General features: G+C 35.9%; 21 protein-coding genes. 4 read left to right on the plus strand and 17 right to left on the minus strand.

The features are described from left to right. From NYE52_RS21965 to NYE52_RS21995, 7 genes are all read right to left on the minus strand, one after another. The gene (locus tag NYE52_RS21965; protein WP_341195028.1) at positions 1-1503 is read right to left on the minus strand and encodes a sodium-dependent transporter; all 1503 of its coding nucleotides are present in this window, start codon (positions 1501-1503) and stop codon (positions 1-3) included. Between the two features lie 232 nt (positions 1504-1735). Then, the gene (locus tag NYE52_RS21970) at positions 1736-2353 is read right to left on the minus strand and encodes a hypothetical protein (RefSeq protein ID WP_341195029.1); all 618 of its coding nucleotides are present in this window, start codon (positions 2351-2353) and stop codon (positions 1736-1738) included. 12 nt (positions 2354-2365) lie between these two features. Next, complete coding sequence (locus tag NYE52_RS21975) at positions 2366-3535, minus strand: ParM/StbA family protein (RefSeq protein ID WP_341195030.1); 1170 nt, start codon at positions 3533-3535, stop codon at positions 2366-2368. An 877-nt stretch (positions 3536-4412) separates the two neighbouring features. Next, entirely contained in the window at positions 4413-5537 is a 1125-nt protein-coding gene (locus NYE52_RS21980; protein WP_341195031.1) for an alkaline phosphatase family protein, read from the minus strand. Positions 5538-5568: 31 nt separating this feature from the next. Next, a complete protein-coding gene (phnE, locus tag NYE52_RS21985) occupies positions 5569-6366 on the minus strand; it encodes a phosphonate ABC transporter, permease protein PhnE (protein WP_341195032.1) in 798 nt (265 codons plus the stop codon). Next, a complete protein-coding gene (gene phnC / locus NYE52_RS21990) occupies positions 6329-7138 on the minus strand; it encodes a phosphonate ABC transporter ATP-binding protein (protein WP_341195033.1) in 810 nt (269 codons plus the stop codon). Before phnC ends, phnE begins: the two co-directional genes overlap by 38 nt. Positions 7139-7196: 58 nt before the next feature. Then, entirely contained in the window at positions 7197-8093 is an 897-nt protein-coding gene (locus tag NYE52_RS21995) for a phosphate/phosphite/phosphonate ABC transporter substrate-binding protein (protein ID WP_341195034.1), read from the minus strand. Positions 8094-8308: 215 nt separating this feature from the next. Here NYE52_RS21995 and NYE52_RS22000 point away from each other — a divergent pair, with 215 nt between their 5' ends. From NYE52_RS22000 to NYE52_RS22010, 3 genes are all read left to right on the plus strand, one after another. Then, complete coding sequence (locus NYE52_RS22000; protein WP_341195035.1) at positions 8309-9196, plus strand: LysR family transcriptional regulator; 888 nt, start codon at positions 8309-8311, stop codon at positions 9194-9196. A gap of 292 nt (positions 9197-9488) precedes the next feature. Beyond that, on the plus strand, positions 9489-10484 hold the full coding sequence (locus NYE52_RS22005) for a metal-dependent hydrolase (protein WP_341195036.1): 996 nt from the start codon (positions 9489-9491) through the stop codon (positions 10482-10484). A gap of 4 nt (positions 10485-10488) precedes the next feature. Continuing rightward, entirely contained in the window at positions 10489-11625 is a 1137-nt protein-coding gene (locus NYE52_RS22010) for an MGDG synthase family glycosyltransferase (RefSeq protein WP_341195037.1), read from the plus strand. 94 nt (positions 11626-11719) lie between these two features. Here NYE52_RS22010 and NYE52_RS22015 read toward each other — a convergent pair whose 3' ends face one another. The 3 genes from NYE52_RS22015 to NYE52_RS22025 all read right to left on the minus strand — a co-directional run bounded on the left by NYE52_RS22015 (position 11720) and on the right by NYE52_RS22025 (position 14528). Beyond that, positions 11720-12541 (minus strand): alpha/beta fold hydrolase, encoded by an 822-nt coding sequence (locus tag NYE52_RS22015; RefSeq protein WP_341195038.1) that lies wholly within the window; start codon positions 12539-12541, stop codon positions 11720-11722. Positions 12542-12808: 267 nt separating this feature from the next. Continuing rightward, positions 12809-13648 (minus strand): aldo/keto reductase, encoded by an 840-nt coding sequence (locus tag NYE52_RS22020; protein WP_341195039.1) that lies wholly within the window; start codon positions 13646-13648, stop codon positions 12809-12811. Positions 13649-13676: 28 nt separating this feature from the next. Next, positions 13677-14528, minus strand: a complete 852-nt coding sequence (locus NYE52_RS22025; protein ID WP_341195040.1) for an NAD-dependent epimerase/dehydratase family protein — start codon at positions 14526-14528, stop codon at positions 13677-13679. Between the two features lie 171 nt (positions 14529-14699). Between NYE52_RS22025 and NYE52_RS22030 the strand changes: the two genes are divergently transcribed. Then, on the plus strand, positions 14700-15776 hold the full coding sequence (locus NYE52_RS22030; RefSeq protein ID WP_341195041.1) for a Gfo/Idh/MocA family protein: 1077 nt from the start codon (positions 14700-14702) through the stop codon (positions 15774-15776). 483 nt (positions 15777-16259) lie between these two features. Here NYE52_RS22030 and NYE52_RS22035 read toward each other — a convergent pair whose 3' ends face one another. The 7 genes from NYE52_RS22035 to NYE52_RS22065 all read right to left on the minus strand — a co-directional run bounded on the left by NYE52_RS22035 (position 16260) and on the right by NYE52_RS22065 (position 23590). After that, on the minus strand, positions 16260-16922 hold the full coding sequence (locus NYE52_RS22035; protein WP_341195042.1) for a DNA-binding response regulator: 663 nt from the start codon (positions 16920-16922) through the stop codon (positions 16260-16262). A 358-nt stretch (positions 16923-17280) separates the two neighbouring features. After that, a complete protein-coding gene (locus tag NYE52_RS22040; RefSeq protein ID WP_341195043.1) occupies positions 17281-18681 on the minus strand; it encodes a sucrose-6-phosphate hydrolase in 1401 nt (466 codons plus the stop codon). A 40-nt stretch (positions 18682-18721) separates the two neighbouring features. Next, positions 18722-20116 carry a sucrose-specific PTS transporter subunit IIBC gene (locus tag NYE52_RS22045; RefSeq protein WP_341195044.1) on the minus strand — a complete coding sequence of 465 codons (1395 nt, stop codon included), beginning with the start codon at positions 20114-20116 and terminating at the stop codon, positions 18722-18724. 146 nt (positions 20117-20262) lie between these two features. Then, entirely contained in the window at positions 20263-21249 is a 987-nt protein-coding gene (locus NYE52_RS22050; protein WP_341195045.1) for a LacI family DNA-binding transcriptional regulator, read from the minus strand. A gap of 226 nt (positions 21250-21475) precedes the next feature. Further along, entirely contained in the window at positions 21476-22432 is a 957-nt protein-coding gene (locus NYE52_RS22055; RefSeq protein ID WP_341195046.1) for a TRM11 family SAM-dependent methyltransferase, read from the minus strand. A 114-nt stretch (positions 22433-22546) separates the two neighbouring features. Further along, on the minus strand, positions 22547-23026 hold the full coding sequence (locus NYE52_RS22060) for a hypothetical protein (protein ID WP_341195047.1): 480 nt from the start codon (positions 23024-23026) through the stop codon (positions 22547-22549). Positions 23027-23431: 405 nt separating this feature from the next. Next, positions 23432-23590 carry a hypothetical protein gene (locus NYE52_RS22065; RefSeq protein WP_341195048.1) on the minus strand — a complete coding sequence of 53 codons (159 nt, stop codon included), beginning with the start codon at positions 23588-23590 and terminating at the stop codon, positions 23432-23434. Positions 23591-23663 lie beyond the last annotated feature (73 nt).

Below are 23663 nucleotides of genomic sequence, written 5' to 3' on the forward strand. Positions count from 1 at the left end.
TTAAACAACCTCCTTATTCTTAGCTAGAGCATTAGTTTTCCATTTTTTGAAGGATAATAGAACCCCGATAATAATGCTCAAAGCAACTACAAGTACACCTGCATACAAAATTAATTTTGTGGGATATTCTCCGTAATTTTCCTTTAGGTTCTGGCGAATGTTGTCTACCATCATGTAAAGAAGAACAAGAGGAGTTACAACACTTAAGCAGAACTTCCACCATGCACCGATACGTATATCAGAAATAGCATTCGTATGAGACTGTAGTCCATTTAATCCTTTAAATAACCATGCAATCAAGATGACTTCTACTAATCCAGCAGTAACAATTCCAAAATTATTTATGAAGTAGTCAACCACATCAAGTAAATATAATCCGCCATTTGTTGCAAAAAGCAAAGAGATTACAGTTGCTACTAGCCCACTTGTTAGTACCGCTTTTGTCCGTGATACATTGAACTTCTCCTGAACTCCTGCAATAAAGGTCTCCACGATAGAAATAAGTGATGTCATACCTGCAAAAACAAGAGAAAGGAAGAATAATACCCCAAATAGACCATTCATTCCAGGGAACTCATTGATGATACTAGGGAAGACTACAAATGCTAATCCGATCCCACTACTTACTACTTCTTCAACAGCAACACCTTGTTGGTTTGCCATAAAGCCTAGTGCAGCAAACACACCAATACCTGCCAATAATTCAAATCCAGAATTTGCAAATGCAGTAATAAAAGCATTATTATTAATATCCGATTTTTTCGGTAGATAGCTAGAATAAGTGATCATAATAGCAAATCCAATCGATAAAGAGAAGAAAATTTGCCCATATGCTGCAATCCATACCTTGCCGTCAAGAATCATTTCCCAGTTTGGCTTGAAAAATGCATTTAATCCTTGCGTCGCTCCCTCAAGAGTTAAAGCACGAATTACGATTACTAAAAACATAACAATAAGGATAGGAAGGAAAATCTTATTTAATCTTTCAATCCCTTTTGAAACTCCACGATATAAAACAAAGAGAGCAACTGCCCATACACAAAGTACTGGAAGAACAATACCAGGAACTAGTCCACCTATTGTACCAGGTTCATCCGCTATCTTTAAAACACTATTAAAAAAGAAACTTTCAGGGTCTGAACCCCATTGTGTCCCAAATGAATATATCGTAAATTTAATAGCCCATGCGACAATGACTGCATAATAAGTACAGATGACAAAAGCAATTAATAATTGCCACCAGCCAAGCCATTCTGCTTTTTTATTTAAACGGAATAATGATAGTGGTGCTGAACCACGATATTTTTGACCGATTGTGAATTCTAAAATCAATATTGGAATACCAGCTGTTATAATTGCAAATAAATAAGGCAAGAAAAAAGCTCCGCCACCGTTTTCATATGCAACTGCTGGAAACCTCCAAATATTTCCTAAACCAACCGCAGACCCTACGGCTGCTAAGATAAAGCCATACCGTGATCCCCATTGTTGACGTTGTTCCATAAGATGACCTCCGATTAATCACTGTTTTAAAAAGATTCAGATAATTTTTCACATTCTATTAATATATCATTATTTTTTGAAATGTCAAACTATTTATTGGGTTTTTTGTCGATTTTTGTTTTTAGTTTTTATAGATTACATTTCTTCTATGTTTTTTATGAAACATTCTTTTTTCTCCTAGCAAAAAAGGAAGAAGCGAGGTTGTCCTCCTTCTTCCTTTTTCCTATTTGTACTACTTATTCATTGAATGAAGAAAGTCTCCTAACAAACTATCTAGATCATTTTCTATGTCGTCTTCTTTTTCATCCTCTTCTACCGCTATTGATTGATTATGTGTTGCTTTCTCCCAATCAAAATTATCTAAATCATCCATGTTATCTATCTCTTCGACAACAGCTGTTTCCTCAATTGCATGCAAGTAGTCATCCGCTTGAGAAGCTACGTTAATGGAAACCTGTTCGCTTGTGCTTTCCTCTTGCAAATACAAGGCCTCATTTATATCTAAAGAGTTGCTATTTAAGGATGCAAGTAAAGCTGTTGAACGAACGGGATCCTTTAAAAGTTGGTATATAATTGCACCTAGTAAAGCCTCAGAATGCTCGTGCTTTAACCAATTCCGCTGTGATTTACTCAATTTATGGGGAAGAGGGATCGTGATCGTTTCCCGTTCCTTCGAAAAGGATTGACCAACCCCTTGTAGCACAAACTCAGCAATTTTGCTCGAAAAATTCCTTCTTTCGACTTCCTTAAGCTTTTGTAAATGGTTTAAAAGATGATCAGGAGTATCAGAAGGGACCCGAAATGAAATAGCTTGTCCTCTCTTAATTCCATTTGAACTAGAGCTTTTCATATCATCACCCTATTAATTTTTCACAGGTTCTTGTTGTGGTTTAGGCTTCTCCGACTTTCTTACAAAATCGGTAATGAGCTTATAATAAGCATTTGCCATCATCCAAATACTCTCTTTCTCATCTTCAAAGAATTCAATGTTATAGCCATCTAAATTATTATTTAATGTTTTAATGTACTCTTTTAATACATTTGCTCCTCCACCAACAAAATAACAAATTTCTGTCTGGGAATTCTTCTGCCATACATTACGCAATAATCGATATTGCTTTTTCGCTAGTTCAAGTAAGATACGATCAGTAATATCATGAACACTTGTCCGACTTCCTTTAACCATGATGTGGTTCCTGTCATTTTTTCTCGTAATAATTTCCACCACATCTCGACGACTGTCTAATTCAATACCGTGTTTGGATCTAATTTCTTCCCTTATTGACTCTAATGATTCCGATACGCCAAGATTAAACCCTTGCGCCTTATCGTCGTCAACATTTCGATTCTTAATAACAGCGATATCTGTAGATAAACCACCTATATCCTGAATAATAATCCGTTTATCTATTAAATCTTTATTAATAATTTTTAAATGATTATCCATTACAAGATTGATGTATGCTGCAAATCCTTCAGGATAAATCTTTACTTCATTAAATTTAATATTTACTTTCAATCCTTGATATTTAGGTGTGACAAGAAATTCCACTTGATGGACAGAACCAACTAACTTGGAGCGGTATCCAGCGTCCTTCCCTTCCTTTACTTCACGAAGAGGAAGACCTGTTCCAAGCGTATAATTTGCATCAATCACATTTTTCATCCTTGGAAAAGAATTCGCATTTTTCTCATTAACAGCATCTAATGCCAATGTGGCAAAAAGCATAACCAATGTTTGGTCTTCTTCCGATTTAGCACTTCCTGGATCTAATTCCGTTGCACTGCTACTCTTTGTTGCCAAATGCCCTACACGATAGATAGCATTATTTTCTTTTAACGCAGGTGAATGAACCTTAATATGTATTCCTTCTAGAGGATTTTTATTATCCAATTCTTCTATCCCTATTACAGGACGATCTTCCGTATCTCTTGCCATAATATTAGGAATATTCAATTCGTACTCTAATTCCCCAAAGATTGCCTTAATGGAATCATTACCAACATCAACAGCCGCAATTCTAGAGCCCATCTTCTCATCATTCCTTTTCATTTAATTTAATAAAAGCTTAACCAGTGAATCTCTTATTTCTAATTAAAGGCTATAGGAGATTACTAGATTAATCAATACGCTTTACCCAAAAAACATGCAACTGTAAACATCTCGTAAACTATGCATATTTGTCTACATTTTTGTAATCTTTGAATACAAATGTGTATACATCGCGTATTTTCAGAGTATATACACGTTCGTTTACAAGTAAACATATTTGTATACGTAATGTTTACTTTTTGTATACTTGTAAATATTTTTGTTTACAAGTATTTTTTTAGAATATCTCCACTGCTTCATCAAGATGAAAATGGAAGTGCTTAGCAATTCTTATTTCCATAGATTCGATAGAAAAAGATTTAATAGACTTTTATTTATTGAAGTAGTATCCCTGTTCAAGATCCGAGATGAGAGTGGGTTGTATAGGCTGCCACCCTAAGAGTTCCCTTGTCTGCGCGCTTGACCGAGGGATATCGAGACCAGCAAGGGTATAGGTTGCTCTCTTTCGGAACTACAGGATGTAGATACAAATACTCGTACTAATGAACAAGTAATGGAATGGATTTTCCAAAAGATACAGGAGATTGAACGTAAGAAAGAAGAATACGATCAAATGCTAAATACTCTCCACTTCATGTTGGAATACAGGGTAGCATTGAAGAATGACCCAATAAAGGCTCAATCTATGTTAAAGGGACAACATTCTGATTAAGTCAGGCTTTCGTTTGACTTTGATTTTTTTACAAAGTTAAATTGCAATTTTATTAACGTTTTTCTCCTTAAAAAATTTATGCCTTCTTTTAACATAAAAAATCCGAACGAGTGGATATTTCATCGTTCGGGTAATAGTTTTATACTATTTAACAAGATTCATCTTTAAATCTTCCAGCATAAATCTAATAACATCAAAATTGCGTTCATATTCCTGTTCATCTCGTCTCGCATTCACTGCGATTAACGGTATATCTTGCTCAAACTTAGAGCCGTGTGTTCGAACTGTAACTACCAGCTCTTCATCCTCTAGTTCTCCAAACGCTACTTCTTTTGTTCCAAAAACAACGAAGTCACCTATCCGACTATCTGGTAAACTTAATTGCTCAACTGCCTCGTCACGTGTATAAATACTTTCAATAAATGAATAAGACTTAAGATGCTGATAAATAGATTCCTTTTCATTTTGATTTTTTGCATAAACGTAAACGGCGCAACCTTCTTGGTAGATGTGGTTTTCGAGATAACGATCTTTTAATGGCAACATACAAACTGTATCAAATGATGAATGGTCCATTTTTTTCTGTAAATCGATCAATAATGATTTTGTGGTCATTCCATGATCAGCTGTTATGTAGATTTCTCGGTCTGGATCTAACTCATAGATTTTCCCGATCCAATAATCAATGCTTTCCATCTGCTTTTTAGCAATTTCATGATCAGGGTTGTAGTTATGCATCGTATAATCATTTGTCGTACAATAAATAAAATCAGGGTTATCCTTCCGAATTAAATTGTAACATGCTTCCATAATCCATTCATTAGCTTCTGGTGTTGCAACATATGGTGGCATTTCCATATCCAAATGTTTAACCAGATTTTCCTCAGGATGCTCAGCACTCAGTCCGAAGCTCACATTATCACCAAACACCTGTAACACTTTCCCCTTTACCACAAGCAAAGCAGTACTTTTCCCTTCCTTTGCATAGGCATCCAAAATCGTTTCTTTATCTAAAAAGCCTTTCCCTTCAATAAAACCTTGCTCCTCTGTCTCAGGATTGTAATAATAATTCCCTGTTACCTGATGTTCAATTGGTAATGAACCAGTCAGGATTGTTGCATGATTAACATTTGTAACGGATGGAAGAGCCGATTTTACATTTTTAAAGAAACCTTGATTAGCCAATTGGCCTATATTATTTGTTACCCCTTGTTGCAGATACTCGTGTGCACATCCATCTATTACGATAACAATTGCTTTTTTTGACATTTTCATTCTCTCCTCATTTTCTAGAATTCTATTAAATAATTTTTTGTCTTAATTTCCCAGAAATAAAATCTGTAACTGTTACCATCAAAATAATGACTAAAATAATCATAAAGGCCTCATTGTATCTGAATAATCTCATTGCTGTATTTAGCTCAAAACCAAGCCCACCTGCACCAACTAAGCCAAGAACGGTTGCATGACGAACATTTGATTCCAGTCTATACAGCGTATAAGTAATTGTTTCTGGCAAGATTTGTGGGATAATGGACCAACGCAATACAGTTAGTAATTTGACACCAGTGCTTTCAATCGCTTCTCTTGGACCAGCATCAATATTTTCAATCGCTTCTGCATAAAGCTTTCCAAGCTCTCCGCATGAATAAACAGCGAGTGCCAAAACACCTGGAAAGGAACCTAACCCTACTGCTGCAACAAAAATTAATGCCCAAATTAAATCTGGTATAGAACGCAGCGTATTTAAGATCAAGCGGCATACATAATACACAATTGGATTTGATCCAAATAAGTTTTTTGCGGCTCCCATAGCAAGGAGGGTACTGAAAAATACAGAAATTAATGTACCCCAGAGAGCAACTTCGAGCGTAACTATCATCGGGCGAAATAAGCCTGTAAGCATGGAGACATCTGGTGGTAGCATGTTTCCTAATAAATGTAATAGGGAAGGAATTCCTTCAATAAATGCTCCTATACTTATCCCTAAATCATTGGCAGTCCATAGTAAGACAATAATCGATATAAAAGTGATTCCAATCATTTTAGGGAGTTTTGGATTAAATGATGGATTTTTCATTTGTAGCACTTTTCTCATACCTTTTCTCCAATCCATCGAGATTGTCATAAATTTTCTTTAAATCCAAATCTGTTATTTTTGCTTCGATTTTATCGACCACTATTTTCCCATTGGCAAAACCAATGATTCGCTTCCCGAATTCACGGGACAAATTGATTTGATGTAAACTTACGACGATAGTAATATTCTCTGTTTCATTAATTTCTTTCAAAATCCCCATGATTTCGGCAGCTGTTATTGGATCTAAACTTGCTACCGGCTCATCTGCTAAAATTATTTCTGGCTTCTGAGCTAACGCCCGGGCAATCCCCACTCTCTGCTTTTGACCACCACTCAATTGATCAGCACGTTTATGCGCAAAATCCGCTAAACCTACCTTTTCCAGTTGATCCATTGCAAACTGCTTTTCTTTTTCAGTAAAAATGCCTAGTAGTCCTCTTCCAAATGGAATTTTATATAACATGCCACATAAAACATTTTCAAGAACGCTCAATCTATTCACTAAATTGTAATGCTGAAAAACCATAGCAATTTTATTTCGTATTTTCCTTAATTCTCTTGCTCTATAAATCAACTTTTCACCCTCAATGTAAATTTCACCTTGCTGAGGACAGATAAAACCATTCATCGTTCTTAAAAAGGTAGATTTACCTGCCCCGCTTCGACCTAAAATCGTGCAAAACTCACCTTTATCTACATGAAAATTAACTTGATTTAAAACTGGCTTCCTATTTTCTTTATAAGCATGTGTTATGTTTTTCACCTGAATTGCAGGGATTTGATTGTTCATGCTATGTATCTCCATCCTTCATTTCGTTATTAAGAGCGTCAAAATAGTCTCTAGATAGTTATTCAAACGATGGTTCCACTCCTGCTTCTTTAAATGCTTCTCGAACAATATCATAATCACTATCGCTAACTTTCTTAAACGCACCGTATCCTGTGCCGGCTAATGCCTTTGTAATACCTTCTTTGTCATTAATTGCCTCAAGTAGCTTTTTCTTTACCTCTTCTGAAAGATCCGTGCGATAAGCCATTAAATCATTAGGAATTTCCATCGATTTTGCTATCACGCGTATATCCTCCTCTTTGACTAGACCTGACTCATAAAAACCTTCTAATAAACGACTTGATACAGTGGCACCATCCAAAGTGCCATTTGCGACTGAAAGTGCACTTGCATCATGACTTCCTGAATAGGTTACATTCGCAAAATCCTTTTTGGGATTTAGTCCTTCTTGAATAAGCTGATAGTTTCCAAAAATATTTCCCGATGTTGAAGCTGGATCTGTGAAGGCAAAGTTTTTCCCTTTAAGGTCCTCTACTGTTTGAATATCAGATTTGCTGTTTACGATTACCCAGCTTTGATAAGGGGAGGCTCCTTCTTCCTGTGTTGCTTGTGCAAATGCTTCAATATCCGCTTCCGTGATTTCTTTAGCTAATAAATACTCAGTCGGCCCAAACCAGGTGACGTCCAATTTCCCAGAATTTATCGCTTCTACAACAGCTGTGTAATCGGCCCCTACAAATAATTCAAATTTGTATCCTGTTTTCTCCTCCATATGTTCTTTAAAAGCTTCATATTGCCTTAGGATTTCTGCTGAATCTTCCTGTGGTGATAACCCCATTCTTATCGTAACTTGGGAATTCTCATCTAACTTTGCTTCTGTTTTAGAAGAGCAGCCTGCCAAGATAATCAACATTAAAATGGATAGCATAACAAACCACGAATGGACTCGTTTCATCTTTTTTTCACCTCGATTATTTAATTTCTTTCTAACTAGTCCAAGTATAAAATTTCAATATTCGCGGTTAATTAAATCAGTGTAAATATGGAGTAAAAGGGTTTGTTTTTTTTAATAACTCATATAGAATTTATTAATAAGCAAATAGAAGATTAAGAATTAACAAAAAATAAGTTAAGTTATTAACAAACTACTATTTATAAGGGGAATATATTGTGGATTTTAAACAATTAGAAACTTTTCAAAAGGTCATCGAAAAAGGGAGCTACTCGGACGCAGCAAAAGCACTTTTTGTGAGCCAACCAACCATTAGCACACGCTTACAGGCTCTTCAAGATGAACTTGATGTACAGCTTTTAGTCAATAATGGAAGAAAAGTAGAATTAACCTTCTCTGGTTCAGTCTTTCTAGACTATGTAAATGAAATTATGCAACTTAAGGATGATGCTTTAAAAACAATAAGTAAAACAAAAGGATTATCCTTTAATAACCTGCATATTAGTACAACATCAATCGGTACATATATCATTCCACATATCTCTACTGCTTTTCAAAAGTCGCACCCAGGGGTTCGTCTTTCTCTATCATTTAGTAATGCAACTTCTGCAATTAAGCAGCTTTTTGAAAAAAATACGGATATCGTCGTATCACCAGCAACTTTAAAAAACAACAAACTCATTTCCACTGTCGTTGGCCATGACTCGCTCGTTCTCGTTGCAAGTACCAATCACCCATTAGCTAAAAGTAATGATAGTATCGATATTAAAGAGCTAAAAAGACACCAATTTATAATCCGTGAAGAAGGATCTGACACGAGAAAACACTTTCAAACATGGTGTGAAACAAATAACTTCCACCCAATAGATCTCATAGAAATGGATCAATCGGAAGCTATAAAAATAGCTGTTTCAAATAATTTAGGCCTAGCACTTATGTCTAAATTCATTATTGAAAATGATTCCAAATCTGATCACTTTAAAATATTGAACGTAAAAGGATTACCAATCCATCGTCCAATTCAAGTGTTTATGCTCGCAGACCAAGAAAAAAATCAGTTAAGACAATCATTTATCCGGTTTTTGAGGGAACGGTTAGGTGGCTAAATACATCAAGTTGCAGGGAAATTATTATTCTATTGTTTAGGTATCACTCTTTACAAACTAGACGGGGTGTGCCACTACCCCCTAATATACAGAACCTATACAGATTCTTTACATTAAATTATGAATGAAGGAACACATGCCAAATATAATGAAAAGAGATTACATATTTTCAAAGGGGGTCTCTTCGGAGAATTCCAACGATAACTACGACTATCAATCGTACATTGGTTTAAGCCCGAAAAAGTTTTTCTATAGTCATGAGTTTGTCAAAACAAAGATAAGGAGTGATTGTATGGATACGAGTTCTCACATCATTATGGGTTTAGGATTAGCTGCCCTTGCTCAAATTGACCCCGTCATCGCTAATGATTCTACTCTTTCACAGGCTGTCTTGTTCGGTACTGTAATTGGTTCAAATGCCCCTGATTTTGACTTCATCTATCGAATGAAAGGCAAAGGCAGCTATATCCGAAATCACCGAGCCATGTCTCATTCCTTACTGGCATTGCCACTATGGAGCGTCGCCGTTTCAGGTATTATTTATTCCTTCTTTCCAACATCATCCTTTCTCCATTTATTTTTATGGACATTCCTAGCTGTAATTCTCCATGTATTTTTTGATTTATTTAATGTACATGGAACCCAAGTTTTACTTCCCTTCTCCAAAAAATGGATTGCGTTTGATTCAATCCCCTTAGTGGATCCTATTATTTTATCTGTACATTTGCTTGGTTTTTGCCTGATTCCTTTTTTCGAAATGGGTAAAATGTTTTTCATCTTATACATTTTTATTTTCCTTTACCTTGCTGCCCGTACTGCAGCAACATTAATAACAAAGCGAACATTATATCTCTATTTTAGAAATTCCACCCGAATTAAATTAATCCCACGTGCTTCCTTATTTCAATGGGACGTAATTATTGAGACTAAGGAAGATTTTTTATTTGGTGTCTATTCAAAAGGCAGCCTACTAATCGAACATTCTCTTTTAAAGAAAATAGATTTTCCTGAATTAGTATCTGACAGCAAAAGTCATCCTTTTGTTTCTGATTTTCTTTCTAGTACCCAATATGCTTATCCATTTGTTCAAACTAGAAAAAATGGCTATTTAATCTACTGGAAAGACCTTCGTTTTCGTACTAATAAGTTTTTCCCTAATCTAGCCATTATCGCTGTATCGTCTGATCACAAAATGATGAATTGTTTTATCGGTACACTATACTCCCTAAAACAATATAAGCAAGTCATAAGACAATTGAAAAATACTGTAATCTTAAAAAAGGGCTGATTTTATGGAAAAGAAATTACTGATTATTTCTTCTGATATTACAGGGCATGGTCATAAAAGTATTACCGAATCTCTATGTGAGAAAGTCCAAACTCAGGAAGTGAAGATCTTTGTAGTCGACGGATTCGCACTTGGTAAACGATTGCTTTTAAAAATCGGCCAATCCTATGGTCCCATCACAAGAAATTCGGAAAATCTATGGAAAATGATTTGGAAACTATCTGCTATGAAACCTCACTTAGTCGACACTTTTATTGAATCACTGATAAGAGATAACTTTCTAAAATTACTGAAAGAAATACAGCCAGATATCATCTTATCTGTTCATCCAAATTTTAATGGCTCCATCTTAAATATTTTGGAAAAACAAAATATCAATATCCCTTTCTTTACTCTAATTGCCGATCTTGTTAACATTTTTCCACTTTGGGCAGACAAAAGGGCAAAATATATTATTAGCCCAACTTTTGAAGCGCAAAATAAATGTATTGAATTTGGAATTCCAGATGAGAAAATAAAGGTTTCTGGTTTTCCAGTCCGTTCTCGATTTTTTCCTAAGAACTATAATCAACGAAAATTCTATAACAAGGGGCAATCTTTAACATGCTTGATTATGAGCGGTGGTGAAGGTGTAGGAAATATGAAGAAAATAGCAGAAAATCTCCTAAATCATTTTGATTGCAAAGTCAAAATAGTATCAGGGAAAAATATGAAGCTAAAAACGAAGCTAGAAATGTCCCTTAAGGCCAAATATGGTGATCGAGTTGAAATTTATGGTTTTACTCAAAATATTCAAGATTTAATGCTTACATCTGATATTGCCTTTACTAGAGGGAGCCCCAATGTCATGTTCGAAGCAATAGCTACCAATACACCACTAATCATAACGGGCGCCTTGCCAGGACAGGAAGAGCATAATCCAACTTTCGCCGAAAATTTCAATTTAGGAGTCGTATGCAAAAATCCAAAGGAAATCAAATATACCATAACGGATTTACTCGAAAATGAAGGAAAAAAACTAAATGATATGATAATTAGTCAACGGAATTTTATCAATACAAATGCAGCGGAGGATATTCTACAATTCATTCTAGAGGTTGGCGAGCCTTATCACGAAGATGCAAAAGAAATACTATCTTAAACAAGAAGCTAACTTAAAATGGCCTTGATAAACGACTTTTTAAGTTAGCCCTTTTTCCTATATAATGAAAACGCAGCATCTAACAAATTATTAGTCAAATAGTGTGCATTAATATATTCTTAATAACAAATTCTGGTCTTTCTTCGGTAATTAAATGGCCCGTTTTTTCATACGTAATTAACTGAGCATCCGGTAAATCACTAACTAGTCGTTGACCAATCTCCACAGGAACTACTCTATCTTCTTCTCCCCATATCAATAATGTTGGAACATGAATATCCTGAAGCTGTTGTGGTAGCAAATCCCCCTCACGATGACGTAGTAGTCGAATTAATGCCTTATAAAATCCTTTTTCATTTAACGGTTTTCCAAATTCTTGAATCAATTCTTCATTGATCAATGTATGGTCAAAAAAGACATTTCTTAAGTGAAATTTGACATCCTTTCTTCGAATATAATAATGTACCAATTTATCAAAGTAAGGTAGATAAGAAGTAAGAATAAGCAGCTTTTTTGACCGCTTTAAATAGCCTGAACTACATAACAAAACGAGTTTATTAACTTTCTCAGGAGCCATTAGTGCCATATGGAGAGCAATTTGACCTCCCATTGAGTGAGCAACAATATGAGTATTAGAGTAGCCAAAGTGATGGATACATTCTATCATTAGCTTCGCATAGTTTTGAAAGCTATATATAAAGGAAGTAGATTTCTCACTTTTTCCAAAGCCAGGAAGATCAACAGCGATAACGGAATATTGTTTCTCTAAAAACGGGATAATACGCCGAAATGTATAGGTTGACGAGGCAAAACCGTGGATGAGAAGAATCGGTGGTTTATCATTTAATATATATTCACAGTACAAGTTAATACCAGCTACTTTAAGGTAGGTTTGATTTAATCCATTACCAGTCAATATCCTCTACTCCTCCACAAATTAATTATTTTGTTTTATTATTAATCAATTTGGTCTGGAGAATACAGAGAATAGATTATTTTATTCCGCTTTATAGCACAAAAAAACACTCATACTTTTCCTATTATTGCACCGCAACTCTAGAAATGTCACAGTTGCTACAGTATGATTCGAAGTATTCATGGCTTGTTATCCTTTATCAACAAAAATAAAAGGGATATCATGTTATCCCTTTTATTTTTCGCTATCTTACTTATGATACTAAACTTATACTTTACTAAAAGTATCAGGGTCAGCAAACATACGTTGGTCCTGATTTAGTGCATTTATTTTATCCATATCCTCATCGGAAAGTTCAAAGTCAAAGACATCCGCATTTTCAGCAATGCGGTGTGGCTTAACTGACTTTGGAATCGTCACTACTCCCGTTTGGATGTCCCAGCGGATAATAATTTGAGCCGTTGATTTATTGTATTTTTTTGCAATTTCAACCAAAGTTGGTTCTTCAAGCAGACCTCCCTGCATTAATGGAGACCATGCTTCAAGCTGGATACTATGTTTTTTACAAAAATCATGTAATTCTCGCTGATTAAAACGTGGATGATATTCTACTTGGTTGACCATCGGTACAATTTCACCCTTTGCAATAACCTCTTCCAGGTGATGAACTTTAAAATTACTTACCCCAATGGCACGAACACGTCCATCTTTATAAAGTTTCTCAAGAGCTTTCCATGTTTCTACAAATTTCCCTTGAGAAGGAAGAGGCCAGTGAATTAAATAAAGGTCCAGATAATCTAGCCCCAATTTTTCCATGCTAACATCAAAAGCGGCTAATGTTGCTTCATAACCTTGATCAGCATTCCAAACTTTTGTTGTAATAAATAGTTCCTCACGGGGGACATTTGATTCCGTAATGGCTTTACCTACACCCTCTTCGTTTTTATAAACAGCAGCAGTATCGATGCTTCGATAGCCAGCTTCAAGAGCAGCTTTAACTGAATTTACAACTTCTTCTCCGTCCTTTACTAGAAAAACGCCTAAGCCTAGCCACGGCATTTCGACACCATTATGCAAAGTAGTAGTACTTTTAAGACTAGAAATCATCGATTCTCTCTCCTTATTATTATAGTAATTACATCTTTACGTAATCTCTCCACTTATGAACAGGCTTCCAATTTAATAATTTTTTCGCCTTTTCATTGTTTAATAATGGCGCAAATCCTGATAAATCTTTATGGAAATCCGTTACAGTTGGATAGCATGTTTCCATTAACTGTTTGCTTTCAATGTCCATACTTGTTTCATCTGCCCCGATATTAAGAGCAACAGATCCAAGTCCTTCTGTCTCAACAGCTAATCGATAGGCTGTCGCTGCATCTCGTGTATCAATATAACTCCACAATATCGTTTTTCGTTGCTCAGGATTATGAATAAAGCCTGGGAAATTCTCATACTTTTCAGGAGAGATAACATTTCCTAGACGAAAGGATACTACCTGCATCCCCGTTCTTCGGTGAATCATATCAGCTGTTTTCTCATTGACAATCTTCGACAATCCATAGCTCTCTTCCGGCAATTGTGGGTGATCTTCATCTATTGGCACATATTGCGGTGTTAAATTTTGCTTTGAAAAACAAATACCATAGGAGGACTCACTTGAAGAGATTACCGCTTTTTTTATTCCTAGATTCCCTGCTGCCTCTAAAATGTTATATGTAGACATTACATTATTTTCAAAGGGCACTTCATTTGGATGGGAGTAAGCAACCGGAATTGCCGCAAGATGAACAACAGCATCGGCATCAGCTAATACCCCATATACTTCACCAAGATTTGTTAAGTCTGTTATTACTGTTCTGCAAAGCGCTTCTTTAGGATACTGCCTATCCGCATTAATAACTTCATAGCCATGATCTAAAAACTCTTTTATAACATCTCGACCAAGTAGACCACTTCCACCTGTTATAACTACCTTTTTCTTCATCTAGTATCCTCCTAATCTACTTGATAGGACAACAAATTTCGTGGTACCTAAATGGAAATTTGTGTTTTACCTATACTTTGTTTATCGTATAAACTAAGTATAGGTAAAACGTTTCCAATTTTCAAATAAATAGCTTCTACTCAGACAAAAAAAGTTTGGAGGAAATGAACCATGATTTCATTCAGTATTATCGGTGGTGCGAGTTTTCGGGCTCAATATTATTTGAGAATTGCCCAGGCTCTACCCGAGCAATTTCGTGTAAGCGGAATGGTTGTGAGAAATGAGGAGAAAAGAAAATTTCTAGAACAAAAGTGGAATATTCCTACTTACAGCAATTTGCCTCAACTCTTGGAAAAAGAAAATCCTGATTTTGTCGTATTATCCGTAAGTGGTTCAGCACTTCCTGACTTTATGCTTCAATTGGGAGAGCTTGGTATCCCGGTATTAGCAGAAACGCCTCCTGCTCCATCAATAGAGGCATTAGTAACCCTTCACGAAAAACTTACTTGTAGAGGGGCTAAAGTTCAAATCGCTGAACAATATCATTTACATCCTATACAGCAGGCGAGGCTATCCCTTATTAAGTCTAGGAAATTAGGAAATGTTACACAGGCCTCTGTTTCCATTTCTCATTTTTATCATGGAGTAAGCTTGATAAGAAAGATGCTTGGAATTGGTTTTGAGAATGCAAGTATTAGAGGAATGAGGTTTGAAGCTCCCATCGTATCTGGCCCAGATCGAAGTGGCCCTCCAAAGGAAGAAAAAATCATTTTGGCTGAGCGCGACTTGGCTTGGCTTGAATTTGAAGGAAAACTAGGAATATATGACTTTACAAAAGATCAGCATCGTTCCTGGATTCGTTCCAATCATGTATCAGTACGTGGAGACCATGGGGAAATATTCGATAATCGTTTGGCAGCGTTGAGCGACTATTCAACACCTGCTTTCTTGGATTTAAAGCGGATTAACAAAGGAGAAGAAGAAAACCAAGAAGGATACTACCTAGCAGGCATCATGGCAGGTGAAAGATGGATTTATCGGAATCCTTTTATTCCTGCAAGACTCTATGATGATGAAATCGCCATCGCTTCTTGCTTGCAAAAAATGGGGAAATATATAGCAGGTGGTCCAAGCTTTTATAGCCTTGCTGAAGCCTCACAAGATCAATACCTGGGGCTAATGATGGAAAAGGCTATCCTTTCTCAGGAAATAGTTAAGACTGTTCGCCAACCATGGGCTGAAGGATAATGGGATTGGTTAACAGGACGGTTTGGTACTGGACTGTATGATTGATTGAAGATTTGAATGTTCCTCATTTCTTATACCATTCGAACTGCTGGCGATTTGGGAGATTAAGAAAAAATAGGGTAACAATAAAAACACACTGTAATTATTTGTAAGTTACATAATCTCCTATTTTCCAAGGGATTATATAGAAAGATTGTTATCTATTCGCAACAACAAAAAGAATGATACATGTCCATCTAACTTCTTTTTCAATATGGATTCTGGTCCTTAATTAAGTAACTAGAGAAAGTAAAATAAGCGGAGATTTTTCTGTTATATGCAGAATAGAGCTAGTATCAGGGGTAATTAAGGGAAGTTTTTCCAATTATGCAAAGCAAAATCCCCCATTTTCATGTTTTTCGAGTCGATAGGCGGAATCTCTCCGTCTATTTAAGCTATTTTTTCATTTTTTTTCTACTTAAGCGAAATTTTTCCGTCTATTTATCAGATTGGGCGTTTAACTAAATCTCCCAACCGATAAGAGCGAACCCTCTTGGTCCCGGAGGCAGGAATCAGCATCTTTTTTTCGACTAGTTGAGCAAGTATTTTTTTCACCGTCTTGTCACTTAACTTCAAATACTTCTCGACTTCTTTAGGAGATATAGCTTCTCCTTTTCGTACCACTAACCGAAGTACTTCCTTTTCGACAATGGACAAAGATGTCTGGTCTAGTTCATCACCCAGCCATTGGCCAATCACTTGCTGAACAATCTGTTGGCACCGACGAGGCTTCTCTTTCACTTGGTCATAAGAAAATCGGATAACAGTCCACCCATCAATCACCAATTGATTTTGACGTTCCAGGTTATCGGAAAATTGCCATCTACTTATGTTCTTTAGGTGAGGGCCATACCCGTCGATTTCAATACATATCCGGATGCCGGGACGAATATAGGCGAAATCCAAATACCTTTTGCCATCCTTGAAATCATCGACTTCATATTCTGGGTGAAGGTACTTAAAGTGGAAAAATATTGGCCACCACACTTGCTTTAAAAACAACATTTCAGCCTGATTGTGACCTTCTTGTAGGCGCCGTAACTGTTCACCAGTTCTCGCCTGCAAGTGAGCATTAAAAAAGGCCTGATATTCTTCTTCAAATCCCATAGGATTCTTCCTCCTATCCAATGGTCATATCTAAAATTTCTTCTACTATAATTTTCACATACATATATGCTGCTATTTATTCATTTGATCTTCGGATAGATTTTAAAATTAATGATGGTAGTGACAATGAAAAAGAGGGTTAAATTATAGAAAGTAAAAGACGGAGTAGCAAATATAAAAAATCTAGAGAGATTTTGAGGATAGAACTATTTATATTTTAATAAAATTCTTACATTTGTCAATCCGTTTTTCTTTATTTCTCGACATTATCATCAATAACAAGAGGGTTTTATATACAAAACCCTCTTGTTATTGGCTATTGCTAAACCTCCGAAAACATGGCTAATGCTTTGCAAGCTTATTCACCATCATTCCCAAGATTCCACTTGATCACTTTAATTTTTGCTTCCCCTTCGATGCTAATCATGGCATCATTTAGATTTGGAAAATACCGAGCAGTGAATATCTCTTCACCTTCATTGATAAAAATCTCCAATGAGGAGTGATCCATAAAAATCTGCAGCTTAGAAACAGAAGCAATTTTACAGGTTCTTGATTCTAGATTACCTGACTTTAAATTTCTTCTTTCTAACGTCAGTCTATCTGATTCAAAACTTAAATATGCTTCATTCCGAAATGAGATCTTAAATGGACCGACTTTTTCGAAATCTATACTTAATTCCGCCGAAATAGCTTCAAATTTATTAGTTTCTACGACTACTTTGTTTTTTCGTAACTTTTTCAATTCTTTCACTGGCTTTTGAAAAATTTTCCCATCATGAAGTTCTAATTCTCTGGGGATTGTTAGAGCATGGACCCAGCGATTAACAATTGTTGGCTGATATGCTTCCAACTCATCGGTGATTCCCATCCAGCCATAAAGAATCGTTCTCCCTGACTCATCCCTAAATGTCTGCGGAGCATAGAAGTCAAAGCCGCGGTCAAGTTCAGCAAATGCTCCATGCTGAAACTTCATCCTCTTATAATCTAATTCCCCTATAAAATATCCAGATTGGAACAAATTTTGAAAGAAATCACCGTCCGGCTTAAGTCCCTGAGGAGATACCAATAAAACATCTTTACCATTTAAATGAATTAAATCTGGACATTCCCACATATATCCAAAGTCCTTCAACCCATCCATCTCTGATCCAGCAATTCGCCCCGCTTCCTCCCAATGATACAAGTCTTTTGAATGGAACAAGGCAACTGTCCCCTTTTCCTCCAATGTTTGTGCACCAACAACCATATACCAGAGGTCATCCTTTTTCCATACCTTCGGATCGCGAAAATGGGATGTGTAATGTTCAGGAAGCCTTAATACAGGGCCAAGCTTTTCAAAATCAATCCCATTTTCAGAAACAGCAAGACATTGATACGTTTCTCGAGTCCCATCTTCTTGCTTCACATTCCCTGTATAAAAGAGATACAGTTTTCCATTCGACTCTACCGCACTTCCAGAATAACAGCCATTTCTGTCATACCATTCACTTGGAGCCAAGGCAATTGGATCCTCCCGCCAGTGGACCATATCTTCCGATGTATAGTGCCCCCAAAATTTTGCTCCATGTGTCGTTTCAAATGGATTCCACTGGTAAAAAACATGATATACCCCTTTAAATTGGATTAATCCATTGGGATCATTCAGCAAACCAACAGGCGCCATAAGATGATAGCGTAACCGATAAGGATCATTTATTACTTTATTCCTATATTTTTTTACTTCATTATAAGCTTTTTGCATAAGGGTTTCTGTCATTTCAGAACCTCCTTCTAAAGAAAAACAAATTCATCTCTGTCTATTTTTCCTGTTCTTTATCTGAGTAGCCAAACATCCAAGTCAGTACAAATGCAACAGCAATTGCAACGACGTTCACTAAAATATATTGTAATATCTGTCCATTTAAATACAGCAGTACACCAGGAATTACGGTGACTGCCATCCCAGTTGCTTTTAGCCCAAGAATCGAAGCTAAAAATCCACCTGCACCACCACCAATCAGCGCCATAATAAATGGTTTACCATAACGAAGATTTACCCCGAAAATGGCTGGCTCGGTAATTCCTAAAAATGCAGAAAATGATGATGGAAGAGCTAGAGCTTTTAATTTTGCAGATTTTGTCTTTAATCCAACTGCCAAAGCCGCTCCCCCCTGTGCAGCAGTCGAACACGTTACAATGGCGTTGTAAGGATTATTTTTGAATTCAGCAAGGAGTTGAATTTCTAACATATTGAATACATGGTGAACACCTGTGATTACAATCAACTGATTCAATCCGCCAATTAATAGTCCCGCTAATCCGAATGGCCATGAAAGAACATTTGTCGCTACATCTAAGATTCCTTGTTCGACTGTATGGAAAACTGGTCCTATCACTAATAGTCCAAGTGCAATCATTACAAGCAGCGTTACAAACGGTGTAACAATTAAATCTAATGATTCAGGAACACGTTTTCTAATCGCTCTTTCAAGCTTTGCTCCAATAATACCGGCGATAAAAGCTGGTATCACAGAACCTTGATAACCAACTACTGGAATAAAGTCGAAGAAGCGAAGTGCTTCCACACTGCCGCCTGCAACATCATAGGCATTTGGCAAGGAAGGTGATACAAGCATAAGACCTAGAATCAATCCAATAATTGGAGTTCCCCCAAATACTCTAAACGTGGACCAGGCAACAAGCGCTGGCAAGAAAATAAATGCGGTATCGGTTAATATCTGTGTAAATAGTAAAAAGTTTTCTGATATATCTTCCGGCTTCATTCCAAAGAGAGCTAATATTTGATCTTGCATTACCAAGCCACGGATACCCATAAACAGTCCTGTTGCAACTAAAACGGGAATGATTGGTACGAACACGTCTCCGAATGTGCGGATAGCTCTTTGAAATTTCGTTCCACTTTTTACTGCTTCCTTTTTCTGATCCGAGGCAGACTTTGTATGAAGTCCTAAGTTCATTACCTCTTCGTATATTTTATTTACTGTTCCAGTGCCAAAAATAATCTGATACTGACCGGAATTATAGAACGCTCCCTTTACTTTGCTAATTTGTTCTACTTGTTCCTGATTAATTTTTTCTTTATCAATGACCATGACTCTAAGTCTCGTTGCACAATGTGCTACTGATTGAATATTATCCTTGCCACCAACAGCCTCAATTACATCTTGCGCAATTTTACGATTTTCTGTCATTATAATCACCCCTGTTTTAGTATGGAATCGATTACACATTGTTAAAAAAATAAAATCATAGAAAATTCTGTTTTGTGGAATCGATTACACATTGTTAAAAATAAAGTGTAATCAAATATCCTAAAATGAAATCGATTACACCGTAATTATATACTCGAACGTTCAATAAGTCTATATTTTATTTTTCTAATTTCCTCAGTATTACTACCATTTATTTGTTCTAACAATAAACCAGCTGCTTCACTTCCAACATATTCCATCGAAAAATCTATTGTAGTTAAGGGAGGCGAAATAAATCTCGAAAGTTCTGAATCGCCCATTCCTGCTATTGCTATTTCATCTGGTATGGATAGCCCTGCTTCTTTAATATATTGCATAGCTCCAATAGCAAGACGGTCTGTTACAGCAAGTACTGCAACGGGATTTTGTTTAGAAAATTTCATAATTTGACTCATACAATGATAACCAGAATCCACATCAAATATTCCTTTTTGAACCCAGCTTTCCTCTACAGGTAAATTATTTTCTTTCATTGCATCCAAGTAACCTATTTTCCTTAAATATCCTACAGAATGGTCCTCTTCGTCTACTCCAATAAAAGCAATTTCCTTATACCCTTTTTTTATCATTAAATGAACCATATCTTTCGAAGCCTGATAATCGTCAAACAAGACATTGGAAATTCCAGAGATGTGCTGCCCAACGGTTACAAATGGGATATTCAACTGATTAATTTCCTCTACTAATGGCTCGTTAATAATAGTCGCAGATAAAATAATTCCATCAACATGTCTGCTTTTCAACAACCTTAAATACTCAATCTCTTTTTCAGGATCAAGATTTGTATTGGTTAAGAGAATTTGATAGCCCTCTTTTGCAAATACTTCGTCCAATCCCTTTACAAGGCGGCTCGATGTTTCTGTGCTAATTTTAGGAAGAATGACACCGATAACTTTTGTCTTCTTCGTCCGTAAAGATTTAGCATATTCACTAGGGATATATCCAGTCTCTTCAATTGCTTTTAATACTCTACTTTTTGCATCTTCACTTACATAACCAGAATTATTTATGACCCTTGAAACGGTTGTGCGTGAAACACTTGCCCTTTCAGCTATTTCTTTTATTGTTGCCATGAATAGATCCTCCTGGGCACCAAATTATCACATAACTATTCTTTTCACAAGTATTTTAACAAATAATATCAGGAGAATGAAATCCCTAATTCTCTTTTTTCTTGCTTTCTAACTATACGAATAGCTGTTATTTTAGTAAAAGTGGCATTATATTCTGTGCTTTATCTTTTTTAATAGAATTCTCCACCTTTCTACGTGGAACATTTCTACCATTTACCCACACGCATTAACAACAAACGATTATTTGTCGTATAAACTTCCCCTTTTTCACCTCACACCGATCTACTATTTCAAAATCTACTTCATTTAATATTTCATCTATATCTTCCGTTGTCACGACGACCATTTTTTTAGCAAAGCGACGAGCACATTGAAGCATTTCAAATTTCTCCTTATCTGAAACGACGGAGCAAAGGTTATAAGGCATGTCTGTAATGGCAACATCATACATTTCTGTTATGTCTCTGATATCTCTTAAGAATACTGGTCCAGAAAGGCCAAAATGTGCGAGATTATTACGAATGCCTTTCATTACTAAAGGATTGTAGTCACTACCTGTTATATTAACTCCCATCGATAAGGCCTCTACCAAGACTGTCCCGATGCCACAGCATGGATCAATCACCTTAACACCAGTTAATTCTGGAACCGCAATATTCACTAGTGCTCTGGCCACTCTTGTCGTTAATGCCGTTGAGTAATTGTGAGGCTTTTGTTGATGAATAAGCCAAATACCTTGGTTTTCCGAATAGCATCCGAAATACCATTTTCCTTTTAACTTGGTAATCGCGAAAACTATCTCAGGATGATGAAGATCCGCTACACCTGGAATCAGGCATCCAACTTGTCTAGCGATCGCTTTCCTTTCTTCAAAACCCATTTTATCTAGGGGATCTATATCTCGATAATTGATGCCAATAACCTTATAAGTACTATTCCACGCAGGCATGGCTTCAACCTTTTTTAATAGATCTTCCAACGTATCACCCTTAAATAGAACTTCTATTTTTCCTTTTATAAAAGGGCTCCTACTTGGATCAATATTCATCCTGCTCTCTAATATAAAGGAATGTAAGTTAGCGCGAAATAGGGAACGAACTTCCAATTTACATAAATGCTCTTCTTCTTCAGCATAATTAAATGTATATAAAAAGGTGTTTGGCACTAACCTAATTTTGCTCAAGTTCTTTTTCCTCCTTTTTCTTGGATAAGCCCCTGAGCTGTTCCATTTTTTCATAAAATCTCAAAACGCCATACTCTTCATTAGGAGTATGGCTACCTTATTTTTACTACTTTTTTAAATATGAGATTTATTAAAATCCTCTTCTTTTAGGTATTCACAAGCTTCCATATAGCTTGAAAAACTATTCTCTAGATTTACTCCGGCATATATATTCCAAAAACCTTCTTCTTGAAGAAGGAGGAGCGTATTATTTTCAGAATCAACCCATTTTTCTTCTTCCATTGATTCTTCCTCAATCGTCTCTCCTTCTAGTGTACTGGGTTCTAATGATTGAATGGATTTTTCGATGATTTCTCTTAATTCTTCCTCTGAAAAATCTCGAATATTCACCATCCCTTTATCATCTGTATCATACTCGTTTAGCTTGTCCGCATAAACAAATCCATTTCCATTGGGATGCAAGTGATATACTACGTTCTTTTTGTCACTTCCACTTTCCACATAATGAAAATTGACACGTTTTAATGAAACATTTTTTCTTTCTAATTTTGGGAACGATTCTATGATTTTCAGCTTTTCTTCAAATGATAACATTTTTGCCTCCAGGGGTTTTAGTTACTATATTATTATGACGAGATTTCCTTTAATTATGATTAGACCCCATTCTATTTATAGTAAAACTAATATACCACGTTTTATTGGTATAAATATAGTCACCATACAAGAATGTAATTTCTAAAAAATTTGTATTGGCTTAGATTAGCTATTTAACTTATTTGTATTTGTGTATTTATATCTTTTTTAACTAATTCGTTATTGTTAAGACATAAAAGGCGAGTTAGTTTGATTTAACTGACTTGCCTTTTTTAAGTAGCAATCGTTTCGTAAAATATAACATGAATTTGTACGTTGATGTACTCATATCATTCAAAAGATTTCTTCTTTAACTTTTTCTGTAAACTAACCCCGCTAATCAAAAAAAAGCACTCCATGAGTGCCTTAACGTTCTTCATATTCTTTAATAATTTTATAAAATGTATTCTTTTTCAGTTCCAACATTTCCATTAATGCTACGGCAGTAATCTCTTTTTTCTTCCACCTATTATAATTCGCTTTTAACGTGTCTTCTTGTTCGTCTGTGAGCGTCTCTAGTGACATGATAGGTCTACCTAACTGTTTACCTTTTATAAAGCAACATCTACTCTAGTAATAAGCGAAGGGACTATCTCCT

Source organism: Niallia sp. FSL W8-0635 (assembly GCF_038007965.1).
Lineage (GTDB): Bacteria > Bacillota > Bacilli > Bacillales > Cytobacillaceae > Niallia.